The sequence below is a fragment of the Phenylobacterium sp. P4_E10 genome (genome assembly GCF_056401675.1).
In genome coordinates this window covers 248,966-265,479 of record NZ_JBFUIW010000005.1, presented here as the reverse complement: position 1 = coordinate 265,479, position 16,514 = coordinate 248,966, and the positions used below count along the sequence as shown (strand labels likewise).

The window sequence follows — 16,514 nt, the reverse complement described above, 5'->3', positions numbered from 1 at the left end:
GTCTCGGGCGATGCCCGCTTAAAAAGAAACACGCATGGCGCGAATTGACCGGCCGCGTGCGCCATTGACATCCTTAAGAGGCCCGATCATGTCTCCCGCGTTTTTGGCGCAATCCGCCTTGGACTTCGAGCACCCAATTCGGCCATGGTCGCCCCGGCCATCGGCGGCGAGCATCCACGGAACAGCGCGGCGCGCATGAAGATCTTCAATCCGTTCGCGGATATGCCTGACAATCCGCTGACCCGCGCGATCAAAGAGGGCCGGCGGCCGCTGATCTATGCGGGCATGTTCAGCTTGGTGTCGAACCTGCTGTACCTGGCGCTCCCAATCTTCACCTTCCAGATCTACGGTCGGGTGATGGCCAGTTACAGCGTCCCGACGCTGCTGGTCCTTACCTTCATGGTTCTCCTGGCGTTCGTGATCTCCGGACTGGTCGACGACTATCGAGCCAAGGTCCTCGTGAACTACGGCGTCATTCTGGACCAGCGCGTGTCGGGCCGAGTCTTCTCGGCGCTCTTCGATTCGGTGGTCCGCGGCAATCCGGCCGCACGTTCTCAGGCGCTGCGCGATCTCGACGGCTTCCGCCAGATGCTGACCGGGCCGGCCTTCGGCACGGCGTTCGACCTGCCGTGGATGCCGGTGTTCATGCTGGTGTTGTTCGTGATCGACCCGATCATCGGCCTGGTGACCCTGTTCGGCGCCGGCTTGCTGGTCCTCATCACCATCCTGCAGGACCGCGCAACGCGCCCTGCGCTGAAGGAAGCCAACGATGCGGCGCTGCGCAGCTACTCGTTCACGGACGCCGCCCTGCGCAACGGCGAGGTGGTCCGCGCAATGGGAATGGTCGAACCGCTTGGCTCGCGCTGGGCCAGCTTCCGCTCGATCACCATGGAACGCAGCGCCGCCGCCAGCGAGCGCGCCAGCGTCCTGAGCAACATTTCCAAGTTCACGCGCCAGGCCATCCAGGTGCTGATCATCGCGATCGGCGCCTATCTGGTGGTCAAGGGCAAGATTCACTCGGGCCTGCTGTTCGCCAACATGATCCTGGCCGCCCGCGCCCTGCAGCCGATCGAACGGCTGGTCGGCTCCTGGGATGCGCTGACCAACGGCTACCGCGCCTACGAGCGCCTGAACGCCCTGTTCGCCGACTACAAGCCGAGCAAGACCAGCACCGCTCTGCCCAAGCCGCTGGGCCAGCTCTCCGTCGAGGCCGTGAACTTCGCGCCTCAGGGCGCCTCCCGCTTCGTCCTGCAGGGGGTGAACTTCAAGATCGAGCCGGGCGAGATGCTGGGGATTATCGGCCCTTCCGGCGCCGGCAAGTCCTCCTTGGCCCGTCTGATGGTCGGCATCTGGCAGCCCAACAGCGGTCACGTGCGTCTCGACGGGGCCGACGTGTTTTCCTGGGACCGCTCGGAGTTTGGCCGGCATGTCGGCTACCTGCCGCAGGACACCGAGCTGTTCGCGGGCAGCATTCGTGACAACATCGCCCGCTTCCGATCCGACGTGGACGACGAGCAGGTGGTCAAGGCCGCCCAGGTCGCCGGCGTGCACCAGCTGATCCTGCGCCTTCCGAGTGGCTACGACACCGATCTGGGCGAATCTGGACACGTGCTGTCGGCCGGACAGCGTCAGCGGGTCGGCCTGGCCCGGGCGCTGCTGGGCCAGCCGCGCCTAATCGTGCTGGACGAACCCAACGCCGCGCTCGACGCCGAAGGCGAGGACGCTCTGATCAATGCATTGGATGCCCTGAAGGCGGGCGGCTCGACGATCGTCATCGTCTCTCACAAGCCGAGCGTGTTCCGTTCGGCGGACAAGATGCTGATGCTGCGCGACGGCCGCATGGAGATGTTCGGGCCGCGTGACCAGGTCATGGCCCGGGTGGTTCAGCCCGCAACCCCACGTGCGATCGAGGCCGGCCGATGAAAATGGATTTCAACGCGCCCAAGCCCTACGTCACCCCGTCCTTTGACGACAAGGATCTGGTGCCGCTCGATCCGGTGCTGGAAGAGCGGCTGCGTCGTCCGATCGTCCGCGGCGCTGCGGTGGTCGGCGTGTTCGTGGTGGGCCTGACCCTATTCTCCGCGGTCGCCAAGATCGACAGCGCGGTGGTCGCGCCCGGCATGGTCCGGGTCGAAGACAACCGCAAGACGGTGCGCCACCTGCAGGGCGGCACGGTCAAGGCCATCCTGGTCAAGGAAGGCCAGCACGTGAAGCAAGGCCAGGTCCTGCTGACCTTCGACCAGGTGCAGCCCAGGGCCACCAACGACGTGCTGCAGAACCAGCAGGATGCGTTGCTCGCTCAATCGGCCAGGTTCCAGGCCGAGGCGACCGGCGCGCGCGCCGTGACGTTCCCGCCGGAATTGACGTCGCGCACCGCCGATCCACGCGTGGCGGGGATCATTCGCGACCAAGACTTCCTGTTCATGACGCGACTGCAGTACTTCGAGACCCAGAGCGCCGTGCTCTCGCAGAAGCTGCAGCAGCTCGAGACCCAGATCGGCGGCGTCCAAGCCCAGGTCGATGCGGTCAAGGAATCCGACCAGCTGACCCGCGAGGAGTTGGCCGGCTACCAGACGCTGTATGAAAAGGGCTATGCGCCCAAGACGCTGATCCTGCGTTACCAGCGCCAGCTCGCTGATCTTGCGGGTCGCCGCGGGTCGCTGGTGGCCGAAATCACGCGCCTGCGCCAGCAGATCGGCGAGACCCGCCTGCAGCAGAACACGCTCAAGGAGCAGCGGGTCAGCCAGGCCGCGGAAGGCCTGCGCCAGATGCAGACGTCGTTGGCCGAGGTCACGCCGAAGCTCGCCGCCGCCAGCCAGACGCTCGACGCCGCGACGGTCCGCTCGCCGGCCGACGGGTATGTCCTCGACTTGACCCAGTTCACGGTCGGCGGCGTGGTCGGGGCCGGCGAACGTCTGATGAGCGTGGTTCCGGCCAACGCGCCGCTGATCGTTTCCTCGCGAATCAAGCCGCAAGACATCGACGTCGTGAAGCCGGGCATGGAGGCGCGCGTGCGCCTGTCGGCCTTCAACTCGCGCACCGCGCCGCCGGTCAATGCGACGGTCACCACGGTGTCGGCCGACCAGCTGGTCGACGAGAAGACTGGCGAGGGTTATTTCCGCGCCGACTTGAAGATCGAACCGCGGGAGCTGACCAAGCTTCCCAAGGGCGCGAAACTGAGCCCTGGCATGCCCGCGGAAACGATGATCGTCACGGGCAACCGCTCGATTCTCTCCTACATTGTCAGCCCCCTCACCGACACGATCCGGGATGCGCTCCGGGAAGACTAAATAGTTAACAATCGGTGTGTGAAGACCTCCGACTAGGAGAGGTTTTCTACCCGTTTTTGGTGTTGCGCATCCCCACGGCATCCGATACGTCTTCCTCGGGCTCGTTTAACCTTCGCCACGACCCTGTGGTGGCAGAAGAGGACCGCTGGGACCGCTCCATTGGAAAATGGTGGCCAGGCGTTTCGGGGGTCCATGTGACACAGACTGGAGAGAAACATGGCTGAACTAATCTTCGAAACCGCGACGCAGGCGCAGGCTGATGCGTTCGCCGCGGGCGACACCCTGAAGTTCTCGACCGCTGGAGCCAAGGGCTCGCAAGTGGTCGTGGCCTTCACGAACACCTCGTTCCCGGACCCCGTTGCTAACACCGCCACCCTGACCTTCGGCGGCAAGTCCCTGACCTTCCCGACTGCGATCCTCGGCAAGACCACGTCGTTCGCCGACGGCTCGGTGCTCTACGTTGGCACCACCGGCGCGGATACCGTCCTGGGCTCGGCCTTCGCCGATGGCCTCTGGGGCAACGACGGCGCCGACAACTTCAGCGGCGACGCTGGCGACGATGTCATCCAAGGCAACAAGGGCAATGACACGATCACCGGTGGCACCGGCAACGACTCGATCTTCGGGGGTCAGAACGACGACCTCATCAGCGCTGATTCGGGCAACAACTTCGTCCAAGGCAACATCGGCCTCGACGTGATCAGCGCGGGCGCCGGCAACGACACCCTGCTGGGCGGTCAAGACAGCGACACCATCACCGCTGGCGCTGGCAACGACTATGTCAGCGGCGACCTGGGCGATGACAGCATCGACGGCGGCGCGGGCGTGGACACGCTCCTCGGCGGCGACGGCGCTGACAAGATCAGCAACTCGAGCGGCAACGACTCGGTTGATGGCGGCGCTGGCAACGACACCTTCACCGGCACCGGCAGCGACGCTGAAACCATCTTCGGCGGCGCGGGCAACGACTCCATCGCTGCTGGCGCTGGCGCCGACGTCGTGAACGGCAACACCGGCGACGACCAAATCAAGGGCGAAGCTGGCACGGACACCCTGTCGGGTGGTCAAGGTGTCGACGACATCGACGGTGGCGACGACGCGGACTGGATCGCTGGCAACATCGGTGCTGACGTCCTCAAGGGCGGCAAGGGCGCCGACACCCTGATCGGTGGTCAAGACAACGACAACCTCAATGGCGGCGAAGATGCCGACCAACTGTACGGCGACCTCGGCGACGACGTCCTGGACGGCGGTCTCGGCAACGACAGCGTCACTGGCGGCGCGGGCATTGACACGATCACTAACCTTGGCGGCAAGGACACCGTGTCCGGCGGCGATGGCAACGACATCATCACCGTGACCGGCGACGGCACCAACGCCAGCACCGTCTTCGGCGACGCCGGCGATGACCAAATCAACGGTTCGGTCGGCGCTGATAGCCTCAGCGGCGGCGTTGGCCTGGACGTGATCAGCGGCCTCGCTGGTAATGACTACATCTACGGCGGCGCCGACAGCGACACCATCACCGCGGGCGACGGTAACGACACCGTTTACGGCGAAGATGGCGACGACCAAATCACTCTGGCTGCTGCTGGCGCGACCGAACAAAACTCGGCCGATGGCGGCGCGGGCGCTGACAAGATCTTTGGTGGCGTCGGCATCGACTACATCATCGGCGGCGCCGGCAACGACACCATCGAAAGCGGCCTCGGCGCTGGCGCTGGCGCTGACACCATCGAAGGTGGTGAAGGCAACGACCAGATCCTCGGCGGCGACGGTGCGAGCATCATCAACGGTGGCGCCGGCAACGACGTGATCACCGATGGCGCTGGCGCGGATGTCGTCAACGGCGGCGACGGCGACGACACCATCAACTTCATCGGTGGTGGCCTGGGTTCTGCCAACGGCGGCGCTGGCAACGACATCATCGCCGGTGGCACCTTCAACGACGTCATCAACGGCGGCGCTGACAGCGATACCCTGGCTGGCAATGACGGCAACGATACGGTCAGCGGTGGTGACGGTATCGATGCGCTCACTGGCGGTCTGGGCAACGACCAACTGCTCGGCGGCGTCGGGAACGACACCATCGACGGCGGCGACGGCACCGACACCATCACCGGCGGTGCTGGCGTTGACACCCTTACGGGTGGTCTCCTGGCGGATCGGTTCGTGTTCGCCGCCGGCGACTCTTCGGCCACCGCGACTGCCGGGACGACTGCGGACTCGATCACTGACTTCGTGAGCGCGACCGACACGATCGCCCTCGGCGTGGTTGGCTCGGTCGGGAACTACAACGAGCAAACTGGCCTCACCTACGCTGACGCTTATGCGGCTGCGAACGTGCTGGTCGCTGGTGGCACGAAGGATATCGTCGCGGTTCAAGTTGGCGCCGATACCTTCATCTTCGCCGACAGCGGAGCCACGAACGCTATCTCGACGGTCATCAAGCTGACGGGCGTTGCGCTCGCTGGTCTGGACGACGCGGGTGCGGACTTCGTCGCCTAAACTCGACGACAGTCACAAGATTGGAGCCGCCCTTCGGGGCGGCTCTTTTTTTGTCTGCGATTTGGGGATTTGAGCCGATCGGCTCGGGGGCGACGCTTGGGCCCAGAAACGAGATCGGGCGGCGAAGCGATTGCTTCGCCGCCCGATCAAAGCGACACAGCCATGGAGAGCAGGGCTGACACTGAACTGTAACCGAATGCGCCTTTCGGTCAAAGGAACTCTAGTGTCGCAGGGCCGGACTAACGGATTTGTGAGCGGAGCCGTAGCGGCCCGCGGCGCAGGGATTCCGGCGAGCTAGAGGGCCTGCTCGAAAATCCGGTCGAGGACCACGCGACCGTCCCGGCGGACGATGTAGCGGCCGGTATACTGTCCATGCTTCCAGGAACCCGCCGCGGCGCGTTTGCCTACGAAGCTCATGTACTGGGCCTTGGCCCGGTCGAGCGGGGGTTGGGAGCCCGAGGCGACGCTGGCGCCATCGGGGCCCTGGATGGTCAGCTCCTGGACGTCGCCCGGTCGCAGGTTGATCGCCCGGGCGTAGGCGATGAGCATAGGCGCAGCTGAGGTCGGCGCCGCGATGCCGCCGGCCTCAATGCCCTCCATTGACACTGGCGCGCCCGCGAAGCCGACGTTCAGCACCGCGCCGTCCTTGTAGGCCAGGGCCGCCGCGGCGGCCGGCGCCCACAGACCGGGACCCGCGCCGCTCGCGTCGCAGGCGTCGGCTGCAGCGCTCGGCGCGCCCGGATCGACCATCGCGCCGTCCTTGCGCACGGTGACGTGCAGGTGCGGGTACTCGGTGTTGCCGGAGAGTCCGACCCGGGCGATCGACTGGCCGGCCGCGACCTGATCGCCGACCTTCACGCCGATGCTGCCCTTGGCCAGATGGCAGTACTGGGTCTCCCAGCCGCCGCCGTGATCGACGACGACGCCGTTGCCGCAATCCTGTCCGCCCAGGGCAGCCTTGCCGATGGTCTTCACCGAGACGTCAGTCACCCCATCGCGTAGCCGAGCCACGCGTCCCGGGGCGGCCGCCAACACAGCGACGCCGCGGGCCTGGGCCGCCATGTCCAGCAGCCGAATATCGACGCCGCCGTGGGCGTCATAGGTGTTTGAGCCGCAGCGATAGTCCTTCGCGCCCGGTCCCGGGTCGTGATCGACGTAATTCTGGACCTCGCAGGTCTTGCCGATCTCGCAGGCGACAGGGAACTCCAGCCGCGGCGCACCGGCGACCGGCGGAGCTGGAGCCGCGGACGCGCCCGCAGGCGCCTGCCCTGGCGCGGCCTGGGCCTGTGCCTGCGTGTCGGCGGGCGGCGAACAGGCGGCGGCCGCGGCGATGAGAGCGAGTGGGGCGAGCTTCAATCGGCGTCTCCTTGACCGCGAGGGCGCCAGATCGATGGGCCCGAATTGTGACGTCACCAGAACGAGATTCCGCTGAGCGCGGCCAGCTGCTGCATGTCCTCGGCGTAGATCTCGCGCAGGAACGCGGCGTCCTCGTCTGACAGCGCCGCGCCGACGTCACGGCCTACATGCACCTCCCGATGATCAACCTGCGGAGACGGCGCAGCGCCCAGGAAGGCGTTGACCCGCCCGAGCGTCGCGTTCGGATCGCCGCGCAGATCGTCGGCCTGCAGGACCAGCACCTGCTCGCGTGGAAAGAGGCTGTAGAGACGCTCAAGCTGCTCGCCATAGAAGCCCCGCTCGACATAGGAAATCTCGCGATCGACGCCCCAAGGCTCCCGCTCGAACAGTCGCCGGCGGCCCGCGCGGATGCACCAGGAGAATGGCGCGGTCTCGACACCGCGCGAGGTTTCCATCTTCCAATGTGACCAGGCCCGCTCGACCGGATCGCGCAGCATGACGACCAGTCGAACCGCAGGATTGTAGCGCGCAATGCGCTCGAGGCTCCGCGGCCAGTAGATGTAGATCGGCGTCGCCTCTCCGCGGATCGCCGGCCGCTCCCAATGGAACTGCGCGTGATAAGGGCCGTAGTCGGGGGCGTTCCAGTCGACCGATTCGTCGTCGAAGAAATGGACCTCCTTGGTCGCGGAAACCGCATAGGCCGGATCGTCCGACAGGTAGTCGAAGAGCGCGGTCGTCCCGGCCTTCTGCACCCCGACGACGATGAAATTCACCAAAGGCTGCACGCCAGACCTCAGAATTGTTCGACTTGCGGCGCACAGCCGCCTCTCGATCCCTGGATACGGCTTCATCGCGCCCGCGACACGCGATAATAGAGGGCCAGTCTTCGGCGGGGCGAGGCGGCAGCCCCTTCGCCACATCACAAAGGGCCTAGAGCTTGATCACTACCATCGACGAAGAACGCGGCGAGGTCATCGTCAAGAACGGCGAGACCGAAGTGCGCCACAGCCTGGCGAGCGCCGAGGGCTTCGCGGCGGCGTCCAAGGCCTGGCTGCGCGCCACCTGGGACTCGAAGTACGTCTACTCGTTCGCCTGGATGGGCCGCCCGATCATCCAGCTGCCGGAGGACATGGTCCGTCTGCAGGAGGTGATCTATGCGCTGCAGCCCGACGTGCTGGTGGAAACCGGCGTCGCGCACGGCGGCAGCCTGATTTTCTACGCCTCGCTGTTCGAGGCCATGGGCAAGGGCCGCGTCGTCGGCATCGATATCGAGATCCGACCGCACAACCGCGCGGCCATCGAAGCCCATCCGATGAAGAAGCGTATCGACCTGATCGAAGGCTCCTCCACCGCGCCGGAAGTGCTCGACCAGGTGAAGGCGCTGATCAAGCCGGGCGAGAAGGTCCTGGTGGTGCTCGATTCCAACCACACCCACGCCCACGTTCTGGAAGAGTTGCGGCTCTACGGCGAGCTGATCGAGGTCGGCTCCTACGTGGTGGCGACCGACGGCATCATGGCCCAGGTCAAGGGCGGCCCGCGCACCGGCGATGACTGGGACTGGAACAACCCGCAAAAAGCGGTCCACGACTTCGTGGCGCAGGACCAGCGCTTCATCGTCGAAGAGCCGGCCTTCCCGTTCAACGAGGGCGCGGTGACCGAGCGCGTGACCTACTGGCCCGACGCCTTCGTCAAGCGGATCGCCTAACCCATGAAGGTCGTCCTGCTGGCCGGCGGTCTCGGCACCCGGATCTCCGAGGAAAGCCACCTCAAGCCCAAGCCGATGATCGAAGTCGGCGGACGGCCGATCCTGTGGCACATCATGAAGCTGTTCTCGCACTACGGCTTCAACGACTTCATCGTGTGCCTTGGCTACAAGGGCTACGTGGTGAAGGAGTATTTCGCCAACTACGTCCTGCATAACGCCGACCTGACCGTCGACCTGGCCCAGGGCTCGGTCGAGTACCACGCCACCAACCACGAGCCCTGGCGGGTGACCCTGGTGGATACGGGCGAGGAGTCCATGACCGGCGGCCGCATCAAGCGGGTCGCCAAGTACCTGGACCCGAACGAGCCGTTCTTCCTGACCTATGGCGACGGCGTCGCGGACATCGATCTCGGCGAGTTGCTCGCCTTCCACACGGCGCACGGCAAGGATGCGACGGTCAGCGCGGTGTTGCCGCCCGGCCGGTTCGGCGCGCTGGACATCGTCGAAGGCCGGGTCGATCGCTTCATCGAAAAGCCCCCGGGCGACAACGGCCTGATCAACGGGGGCTTCTTCGTGCTCGATCCGAAGGTGATCGACCGCATCGCCGGCGACGCGACGGTGTGGGAGCTGGAGCCCCTGCAGGGCCTGGCCGCCGATGGCCAGCTGATGGCCCGGCCGCACGACGGCTTCTGGGCGGCGATGGACACCTTGCGCGACAAGAACACGCTCGAATCGCTTTGGGCCTCCGGCAAGGCGCCGTGGAAGCTCTGGAAATGACGCGGCCTACCCCCGCCTTCTGGTCGGGAAAACGGGTCCTTCTGACCGGACACACCGGGTTCAAAGGCTCGTGGGCTGCGGTCTGGCTGGCGCGGATGGGCGCGCAGGTCACCGGCCTGGCATTGGCCCCAGACCAGCAGCCGGCCCTGTTCGACCAGGCCCGCGTCGAAGGCCTGGTCGAGTCGCACTTTGTAGACCTGCGCGACCAAGCCGCGGTAGAGGCGCTGGTCCGCAGTCGCCCGTTTGACCTGGTGCTGCACATGGCCGCCCAGCCGATCGTGCGCACCTCGATCGAGGACCCGGTCGCGACGTTCGCGGCCAATATCATGGGCACGGCCCACCTGCTGCAGGCCCTGCGCGCCCAGCCGGCGCTGGCGGCCTGCCTGGTGATCACGTCCGACAAGGTCTACGCCAACAACGAACAGGGCAGGGCCTTCGCCGAGGGCGACGCGCTCGGCGGCAAGGATCCTTATTCGGCCTCCAAGGCCGCGGCCGAGATCGTCACCCAGAGCTTCGCCCGCAGTTTCTTCGACAAGGCCGGCGTGCCGGTCGCCACAGCCCGCGGCGGCAACGTCATCGGCGGCGGCGACTTCTCCCGCGACCGCCTGGTGGCCGACATCGTCCGCGCCGGCGCCAGCCAGGCCCAGACTGTGCTGCGCCATCCCGAAGCCACCCGCCCCTGGCAGCACGTACTCGACTGCATGGCCGGCTACCTGGTCTATCTCGAACGCCTGGCCACGGACCCGAACACCCCGCGTGCGCTGAACTTCGGCCCGCGCCCCGGCGGCCCGGAAGTGACGGTCGGCGAGCTCGCCACCCGCGCGACCGCCGCGCTCGGCGCCCAACCGTGGCGCCACGAACCCGACCCCCATTCGATCGAGGCCCGCGCCCTCGGCATCGACGCCAGCCTGGCCCGCCAGGTGCTCGGCTTCGAAAGCCGTCTCGACGCGCCGGCCGCGGTCGACTGGACCATGGAATGGTACCGCGCCCAGGCCGATGGCGGCGACGCCCTTGGTCTCGTGCGTGAACAGATCACGCGTTACGAAAGCCTCTGATGACTGTCCCCGCCTGCCGCTTCTGCCGCGCCCCGCTGACCCAGACCTTCCTGGACCTCGGCGACCAGCCCCTGGCCAATTCCTACCTGACCAAGGCGCAGCTCGAGGCTGGGACCGAGGGCTTCTATCCCCTGCACACCCGCGTCTGCGGGACCTGCTTCCTAGTCCAGGCCGATGATCCGGTCGCGGCTGACGCCATCTTCGACGAAGGCTACGCCTATTTCTCGGCCTATTCCGAAAGCTGGGTGGCGCATGCCAAGCGCTATGCCGAGGCGATGGCGGGACGGTTCGGCCTGGGACCCGCCTCGCTGGTGATCGAGGTCGCCTCCAACGACGGCTACCTGCTGCAGCACTTCAAGGCGATGGGGGTTCCGGTCCTCGGTGTCGAGCCCACCGCCAACACCGCGCAGGTGGCGATCGAGGAGCGGGGCATCCCCACCGAAGTCACCTTCTTCAACGCGGCGACGGGCAAGGACCTGCAGGCCCGGGGCATCGCCGCCGACTTGATGGCCGGCAACAACGTGCTGGCCCACGTGCCAGACATCGGCGACTTCGTTGCCGGCTTCCAGTACGTGCTGAAGCCCGAGGGCGTGCTCACCTTCGAGTTCCCGCACCTGCTGAACCTGATCGAGAAGGTCCAGTTCGACACCATTTATCACGAGCACTATTCGTACCTGTCGCTGCTGGCGGTCGAGAAGGTGCTTCGGACCAATGGCCTGAGACCGTTCGACGTCGAACTACTTCCGACCCATGGCGGTTCTCTGCGGCTGTTCTGCGCCCATGAGAGTTCCAGCCACCAGGAAACCCAGGCTCTGCGCGACCTGCGGGCCCGCGAGCAGGCGGCCAATCTCGACAAGCCGGCCGGCTATGAAGGCTTCGCCGCCCGCGTGGAGGCGGTCCGTCGTGGGTTCCTCGACTTCCTCGCGAAAGCCAAGTCGGAGGGCAAGACCGTCGCCGCCTACGGCGCCGCCGCCAAGGGCAACACCTTCCTCAACTACGCGGGGGTGACGCCGGCCGACATCGTGGCGGTGTTCGACGCCAATCCGCACAAGCAGGGCCGTTTCCTGCCGGGCACGCACATTCCGACCCATGCTCCCGCCCAGATCGCTCAGTTCAAGCCGGACTATGTGATCATCCTGCCGTGGAACCTGAAGGACGAGATCATGGGCCAACTGGCCTACATCAAGGAGTGGGGCGGCCAGTTCGTCACAGCCGCGCCAGACACCAAGGTCGTCGGCTGATGAAGTTCACGGCGACGGAGATCGAGGGCGTCGTCATCGTCGACCTGGAGCCGGCAAGCGACGATCGCGGCTCCTTCGCCCGCCTGCATTGCCCGCAGGAGTTCGCCGCCGCCGGCCATCCGTTCGTCCCGCAGCAGACCAGCCTGTCGCGCAACTTGAAGGCCGGCACCCTGCGCGGGCTGCATTACGAGGCGGCTCCGCACGAAGAGGCCAAGCTGGTCCGCGCGCCTCGCGGGGCGATCTTCGACGTCGCCGTCGACCTGCGGCCCGCCAGCCCGACCTTCCGTCGCTGGACCGGAACCCAGTTGAGCGCCGACAACGGCCGCGCCCTGCTGATCGGCCAGGGCATGGCCCACGGCTTCATCACCCTGGAGGACGACACCGACGTCCTCTACCAGATCGATCGCATCTTCGAGCCCGGGCACGGTCTCGGCGCCCGCTGGAACGACCCGGCCTTCGCCATCGCCTGGCCGGCGTCGCCGCAGGTGATTTCCGAGCGCGACGCGGGCTATCCTGACTTCGAGGCCTGAGGCGACATGCTCGACATCGATCCGACCGCGAAGATCTCGAAACTGGCCGACATCGAGCCGTCGGCCCGCGGCACCCTGATCAGGATCGGGGCGCGGACCATGATCGACGCCTTCGTGAAGATCAAACCGGCCGGCGGAGTGGGCGAGGTGACGATCGGCGAGGACTGCGCGATCAACTCCGGGACCATGATCTACACCGGCAACGGTATCCGCATCGGCGACGCGGTGCTGATCGCCGCCAACTGCACCCTGGCCCCGACCAACCACGCGTTCGGCGACCGCACGCGGCGGATCCGCGACCAGGGGTTCCTGCCCTCGAAGGGCGGCATCGTCATCGAGGACGACGTCTGGCTGGGCGCCAATGTGGTGGTGCTGGACGGCGCGGTGATCGGCCAGGGAACCATCGTCGCGGCCGGCTCCGTCGTGCGCGGCGTGCTGGAACCCTATTCGATCTATGCCGGCGTGCCGGCCCAGCGCACCGGCGCTCGCGGGCAATGACCACCTACACCGTCATCGGCGCCAGCGGCTTCATCGGGTCGCGCCTGGTCGCGGCCCTGCGGGAGCGCGGCGATGAGGTCTACGCCCCGGCCCGCGGCGAGGCGGCGCTACTGACCCGTGACCTCGGCAAGGTGTTCTACTGCGCCGGCCTGACCGGCGACTTCATGGTCCGGCCATTCGACACGGTCGAGGCCCATGTCGGCCTGTTGACCCAGGTGCTGCGCCAGGCCCGCTTCGAGCGCCTGGTCTACCTATCCTCGACCCGGCTTTATGACAGCCTGGGCGAGCGGGGCGGGCGCGAGGACGACGTGCTGGAGTTCGACGTCGCCGCCCCGCGCAATGTCTACGATCTCTCCAAGGCGCTGGGCGAGAACCTCTGCCTGGCGCGCTCGGAAGGCCGCGCCTCGGTCGCCCGGCTGGCCAACGTGTTCGACTGGTCGGGCGACGCCGGCGGCTTCCTGTCGGACCTGCTGAAGCGGGCGCGGCGCGAGCGGCGGATCAGCCTCGCCTCCTCGCCGCAGGCTGGCCGCGACTACATTCATGCAGGCGACGTGATCGCCGCCCTGCTGGCCATGCAGGACCATGACGCCGACGGCGTATTCAACATCGCCCGCGGCGAGGCGATCTCCAACGCCGAGTTGGCTGACGTGCTGGACGCGGCGGGCTGGCGGCTCGAGCTCACCGGCCCGGAGTCCGCCCCGCACGGCCCGACCTGCGACGTCACGCGCTTGCAGGCGCTCGGCGTGCGCCCGCGCGACGTGCGACAGGTGCTGGCCGCCGCGCTCGCCGACCCCGACTTCTTCGTCGGCGCCTAAGCGGCGACCGGGATCTTCCCCGAGGCGCGGGCGCGGAGCACGGCGCCCTCGATCATGTCGTAGAAGTCAGCCGCGAACTGCTTGGTCTGGCCGAGCGGGCTGGCCTTCAGCATGCTCCGCAGGTCGGTGCGCAGCGCCGCGCGGCGGGCCGGGTCGGCCGCCAGCTTCAGGGCGATCTGGACGTATTCCTCAGGGCTGCGCGCGCAGAGATCGCCCAGGCCGGCATTGGTCAGGATCGAGTAGCTGAGCCGCTCGAACATCGCATCGCCGACCAGGGTGACCACCGGCACGCCCATCCACAGGCACTCGCAGGTGGTGGTGCCGCCGGTCTGCGGGAAGGTGTCCAGCGAGATGTCCATCTCGTTGTAGAACGGCATGTGCGCGCCGCGGATGTCGATGAAGCGGACGCGGTCGGCGCTTACGCCCTCGGCCGCGAACAGCGCTTCCATATTGGCGCGGAAGGACGGCGCGCCGCCCTCGGGCCGGATGAACAGGAAGCGGGCGTCGGGGACCGAGGCGGTGATCCTGGCCCAGGCCTGAACCATCTCGCGGCTGTACTTGTATGGGTTGTTGGCGGTGCCGAAGGTCAGGTAGCCGTTGCGTTGCTCGGGCGTGCCCGGGGTGATGGGGCGCTCGGGGAAGGCCAATTCGCCCATGGCGATCCAGCTCTTCGGCATCAGCAGCGGCTCTTCGACCAACAGTTCGGGGCGGGTGGGCGCCACATAGGGGTCGAGGATCAGGTGATCGATGGTCTCAAGGCCCGCCGAGTGCGGATAGCCGAGCCAGCTGGCCGACAGCGGCGCCGGCTTGAAGGCCATGACGTTCAGCTTGTTCATGTGGGTCGAGCCGCCCAGTTCGACCAGCATGTCGAGCTGGTCGTTGGCGATCATCTGGGCCGCGTCACGGTCGGAGATGTCCTTCTCCCAGCGGAACGCGTCGACCGCGGCGGTGATCTTGGCCTGGGTGGCGTCGACGCGATCTTCCTGGAAGTAGGAGTAGCAGTAGACTTCGAAGCGTGAGCGATCGAGGTGCTCGAACAGCGGCAGCGCGAAATACGCCACCGGGTGGTTGCGCAGGTCCGACGACATGATGCCCAGGCGGATCTTGCCGTTGGGCGTCCGCGCCGGCGGTAGGGTGATCGGGAAGCGCTTGGCGCCTTCGATGATCCGCCGCCCGCCGCGACGGTGCATCGCGACCAGCTCGACACGGTGCTCGTCGTTGCGGATACGGGCCAGGTGGGCCAGCAGGGCGGTCATCTTGCCGCCGTCGACCAGCCGGTCGCCGATGTCGGAGAAGCCGCCAAGCGCCTCGGCGCCGTCGTAGTCGGCCAGGCGGGTGAGAATCTCCAGGGCCACCTTCAGCTGGCTGGAGTCGAGCTCGCCCATCTGGTCTTGGGCCGCGCGCAGCACATGGTAGGCGTTTTCGATGTGGTCCGACTCGTCGCCAAAGCGCGACCGCGCCAGGCTTTCGGCATAGGCGATGCGGTAGTTGACCATCTCGGGATCGAGCTCGATGGCCTTGGCGTAGTGGGTGTTGGCGCGCTCGCGGTCGTAGTCGGAGATCACTCCGGCGATCTGGTAGTGGATCCAGGCGAGGTCGCCCAGATCGCCCAGCAACTGGGTCAGATAGGCCTCGGCGTCGCGCAGGCGGCCCGAGCGGCGCAGGGCTAGGGCCTTGCCCTCGCGCAGCTTGGCGCTGTCCGGCATCAGGACGAGGGCCTGTTCGAACAGCGGCAGGCAAGCCGCCGATCCCTCCTTCTCTGCGGTGACGGCGGTCAGGTCCAGCCAGGCGTCGAGGTAGTCCTGCTTGAGTTTGGTGGCCAGCCGCAGGCGGATCAGCGCCTTGTCGAGCTCGCCGCTAAGCCAGAGGCCGCGGCCGAGCCCGCGCTGGAACTCCGCGCTGCTCGGTTGCAGGCGGACCAGCTTGGTGAAGGCCTCCACCGCGCCGGGGCCGTTCTTCATGTCGTTGTGGATGTTGCCGCGGTTGCTGATCGCCGAGATGTTCTTGGGGCTGATCTTCTCGGCGCGATCCAGCGCCTTCAGCGCCTCCTCGTACTTCTTCTGGCGGCGATAGGCGACGCCGAGGATGTTCCAGAGGTCAAAGTCGCGGCCGTAGATTTCGACGCCGGCCCGGGCCCAGCGCTCGGCCTGGGCGAAGCGCTGGTGGCGGAACAGCAGGGCGGCGAAGTTGCGATAGACGCCGACCGCGGCGTTGGGGTTCGCTTCCAGCGCAGCTTCGGTCAGCGCGACGCCCTTCTCGGTGTCGCCGGACCGGAACGCCGCATCCGCCTCAGCAAAGTACTCGGTCGACATTCAAGCTTCCTGTCACGCCACACTGTGTGGGAATCGCCGGGGCGCGCTGCGCCGCTGGGTCGGCGCGCAATCTAGTGAGCTGCTCCTGCGGCGCCAACTATGGCGCGATTATCCGCCGCGGAACCGCCATTTGAGACCAAGGATGACACCCGACAGCACGAGACAGACACTGTTTGCTCCAGCCACGGGCCAGCTGCGGGTCATAAGGCCGTAGGCGATCCATAGCGAGAAGCCCGTGACCGTCACGACGTACATGCGCAGGCTGATCGAGGAAGCGTCCTTTTCACGCCAGATCTTGGCGATCTGAGGCGTGAAGCTGGCCATCGAGCAAAGCGCCGCGGCCGTGCCGATGAGGTCGGGCAGGGAAAGAGCCATGGGCTGCAAACGGGCCGGCATGGCCAGGGTTGCAGTCAACGAAAAGGGCGCG

Annotated in this window: 14 protein-coding genes; 10 read left to right on the top strand and 4 right to left on the bottom strand. The window is 66.8% G+C overall.

Annotated elements, in window-relative coordinates; translation table 11 throughout:
- The first annotated feature begins 144 nt into the window (after positions 1-144).
- From AC1DQJ_RS08380 to AC1DQJ_RS08370, 3 genes are all read left to right on the top strand, one after another.
- A complete protein-coding gene (locus AC1DQJ_RS08380; RefSeq protein WP_477602142.1) occupies positions 145-1,923 on the top strand; it encodes a type I secretion system permease/ATPase in 1,779 nt (592 codons plus the stop codon).
- Positions 1,920-3,290 (top strand): HlyD family type I secretion periplasmic adaptor subunit, encoded by a 1,371-nt coding sequence (locus tag AC1DQJ_RS08375; RefSeq protein ID WP_477602140.1) that lies wholly within the window; start codon positions 1,920-1,922, stop codon positions 3,288-3,290. The genes AC1DQJ_RS08380 and AC1DQJ_RS08375 overlap by 4 nt, the downstream gene beginning before the upstream one ends.
- A 216-nt stretch (positions 3,291-3,506) precedes the next feature.
- Positions 3,507-5,798, top strand: a complete 2,292-nt coding sequence (locus AC1DQJ_RS08370; protein WP_477602139.1) for a beta strand repeat-containing protein — start codon at positions 3,507-3,509, stop codon at positions 5,796-5,798.
- Positions 5,799-6,092: 294 nt separating this feature from the next.
- Here AC1DQJ_RS08370 and AC1DQJ_RS08365 read toward each other — a convergent pair whose 3' ends face one another.
- Together AC1DQJ_RS08365 and AC1DQJ_RS08360 are read right to left on the bottom strand one after the other, a co-directional pair.
- Complete coding sequence (locus AC1DQJ_RS08365) at positions 6,093-7,154, bottom strand: M23 family metallopeptidase (RefSeq protein ID WP_477602137.1); 1,062 nt, start codon at positions 7,152-7,154, stop codon at positions 6,093-6,095.
- 53 nt (positions 7,155-7,207) lie between these two features.
- Positions 7,208-7,939, bottom strand: coding sequence for a sulfotransferase domain-containing protein (locus tag AC1DQJ_RS08360; RefSeq protein WP_477602135.1), 732 nt, complete (start codon positions 7,937-7,939; stop codon positions 7,208-7,210).
- A 152-nt stretch (positions 7,940-8,091) separates the two neighbouring features.
- On the opposite strand from AC1DQJ_RS08360, the gene AC1DQJ_RS08355 reads away from it, so the two are divergent.
- From AC1DQJ_RS08355 to AC1DQJ_RS08325, 7 genes are read left to right on the top strand one after another with little or no spacing between them, the layout of a single operon-like run.
- Complete coding sequence (locus AC1DQJ_RS08355; RefSeq protein ID WP_477602133.1) at positions 8,092-8,859, top strand: cephalosporin hydroxylase family protein; 768 nt, start codon at positions 8,092-8,094, stop codon at positions 8,857-8,859.
- Positions 8,860-8,862: 3 nt separating this feature from the next.
- Entirely contained in the window at positions 8,863-9,636 is a 774-nt protein-coding gene (rfbF, locus tag AC1DQJ_RS08350) for a glucose-1-phosphate cytidylyltransferase (RefSeq protein WP_477602131.1), read from the top strand.
- Positions 9,633-10,691: a CDP-glucose 4,6-dehydratase gene (gene rfbG, locus AC1DQJ_RS08345; protein WP_477602129.1), complete on the top strand. Its 1,059-nt coding sequence runs from the start codon at positions 9,633-9,635 to the stop codon at positions 10,689-10,691. Before rfbF ends, rfbG begins: the two co-directional genes overlap by 4 nt.
- Positions 10,691-11,932, top strand: a complete 1,242-nt coding sequence (locus tag AC1DQJ_RS08340; RefSeq protein WP_477602127.1) for a methyltransferase domain-containing protein — start codon at positions 10,691-10,693, stop codon at positions 11,930-11,932. The genes rfbG and AC1DQJ_RS08340 overlap by 1 nt, the downstream gene beginning before the upstream one ends.
- A complete protein-coding gene (locus AC1DQJ_RS08335) occupies positions 11,932-12,462 on the top strand; it encodes a dTDP-4-dehydrorhamnose 3,5-epimerase family protein (protein WP_477602125.1) in 531 nt (176 codons plus the stop codon). Before AC1DQJ_RS08340 ends, AC1DQJ_RS08335 begins: the two co-directional genes overlap by 1 nt.
- A 6-nt stretch (positions 12,463-12,468) precedes the next feature.
- Entirely contained in the window at positions 12,469-12,960 is a 492-nt protein-coding gene (locus AC1DQJ_RS08330) for an acyltransferase (RefSeq protein WP_477602123.1), read from the top strand.
- On the top strand, positions 12,957-13,775 hold the full coding sequence (locus AC1DQJ_RS08325) for an NAD-dependent epimerase/dehydratase family protein (protein WP_477602121.1): 819 nt from the start codon (positions 12,957-12,959) through the stop codon (positions 13,773-13,775). Before AC1DQJ_RS08330 ends, AC1DQJ_RS08325 begins: the two co-directional genes overlap by 4 nt.
- Here the strand turns inward: AC1DQJ_RS08325 and AC1DQJ_RS08320 are convergent.
- Both AC1DQJ_RS08320 and AC1DQJ_RS08315 read right to left on the bottom strand, forming a co-directional pair.
- The gene (locus AC1DQJ_RS08320; RefSeq protein WP_477602119.1) at positions 13,772-16,087 is read right to left on the bottom strand and encodes an O-linked N-acetylglucosamine transferase, SPINDLY family protein; all 2,316 of its coding nucleotides are present in this window, start codon (positions 16,085-16,087) and stop codon (positions 13,772-13,774) included. The genes AC1DQJ_RS08325 and AC1DQJ_RS08320 overlap by 4 nt on opposite strands.
- A 108-nt stretch (positions 16,088-16,195) precedes the next feature.
- Complete coding sequence (locus AC1DQJ_RS08315) at positions 16,196-16,462, bottom strand: SemiSWEET family sugar transporter (RefSeq protein WP_477602117.1); 267 nt, start codon at positions 16,460-16,462, stop codon at positions 16,196-16,198.
- Positions 16,463-16,514 lie beyond the last annotated feature (52 nt).

Coding starts and splice junctions, on each gene's coding strand:
- AC1DQJ_RS08380 (WP_477602142.1), top strand. CDS start 145: ATGGTCGCCCCGGCCATCGGCGGCGAGCATCCACGGAACAGCGCGGCG.
- AC1DQJ_RS08375 (WP_477602140.1), top strand. CDS start 1,920: ATGAAAATGGATTTCAACGCGCCCAAGCCCTACGTCACCCCGTCCTTT.
- AC1DQJ_RS08370 (WP_477602139.1), top strand. CDS start 3,507: ATGGCTGAACTAATCTTCGAAACCGCGACGCAGGCGCAGGCTGATGCG.
- rfbF (WP_477602131.1), top strand. CDS start 8,863: ATGAAGGTCGTCCTGCTGGCCGGCGGTCTCGGCACCCGGATCTCCGAG.
- rfbG (WP_477602129.1), top strand. CDS start 9,633: ATGACGCGGCCTACCCCCGCCTTCTGGTCGGGAAAACGGGTCCTTCTG.
- AC1DQJ_RS08340 (WP_477602127.1), top strand. CDS start 10,691: ATGACTGTCCCCGCCTGCCGCTTCTGCCGCGCCCCGCTGACCCAGACC.
- AC1DQJ_RS08335 (WP_477602125.1), top strand. CDS start 11,932: ATGAAGTTCACGGCGACGGAGATCGAGGGCGTCGTCATCGTCGACCTG.
- AC1DQJ_RS08330 (WP_477602123.1), top strand. CDS start 12,469: ATGCTCGACATCGATCCGACCGCGAAGATCTCGAAACTGGCCGACATC.
- AC1DQJ_RS08325 (WP_477602121.1), top strand. CDS start 12,957: ATGACCACCTACACCGTCATCGGCGCCAGCGGCTTCATCGGGTCGCGC.
- AC1DQJ_RS08320 (WP_477602119.1), bottom strand. CDS start 16,087: ATGTCGACCGAGTACTTTGCTGAGGCGGATGCGGCGTTCCGGTCCGGC.
- AC1DQJ_RS08315 (WP_477602117.1), bottom strand. CDS start 16,462: ATGGCTCTTTCCCTGCCCGACCTCATCGGCACGGCCGCGGCGCTTTGC.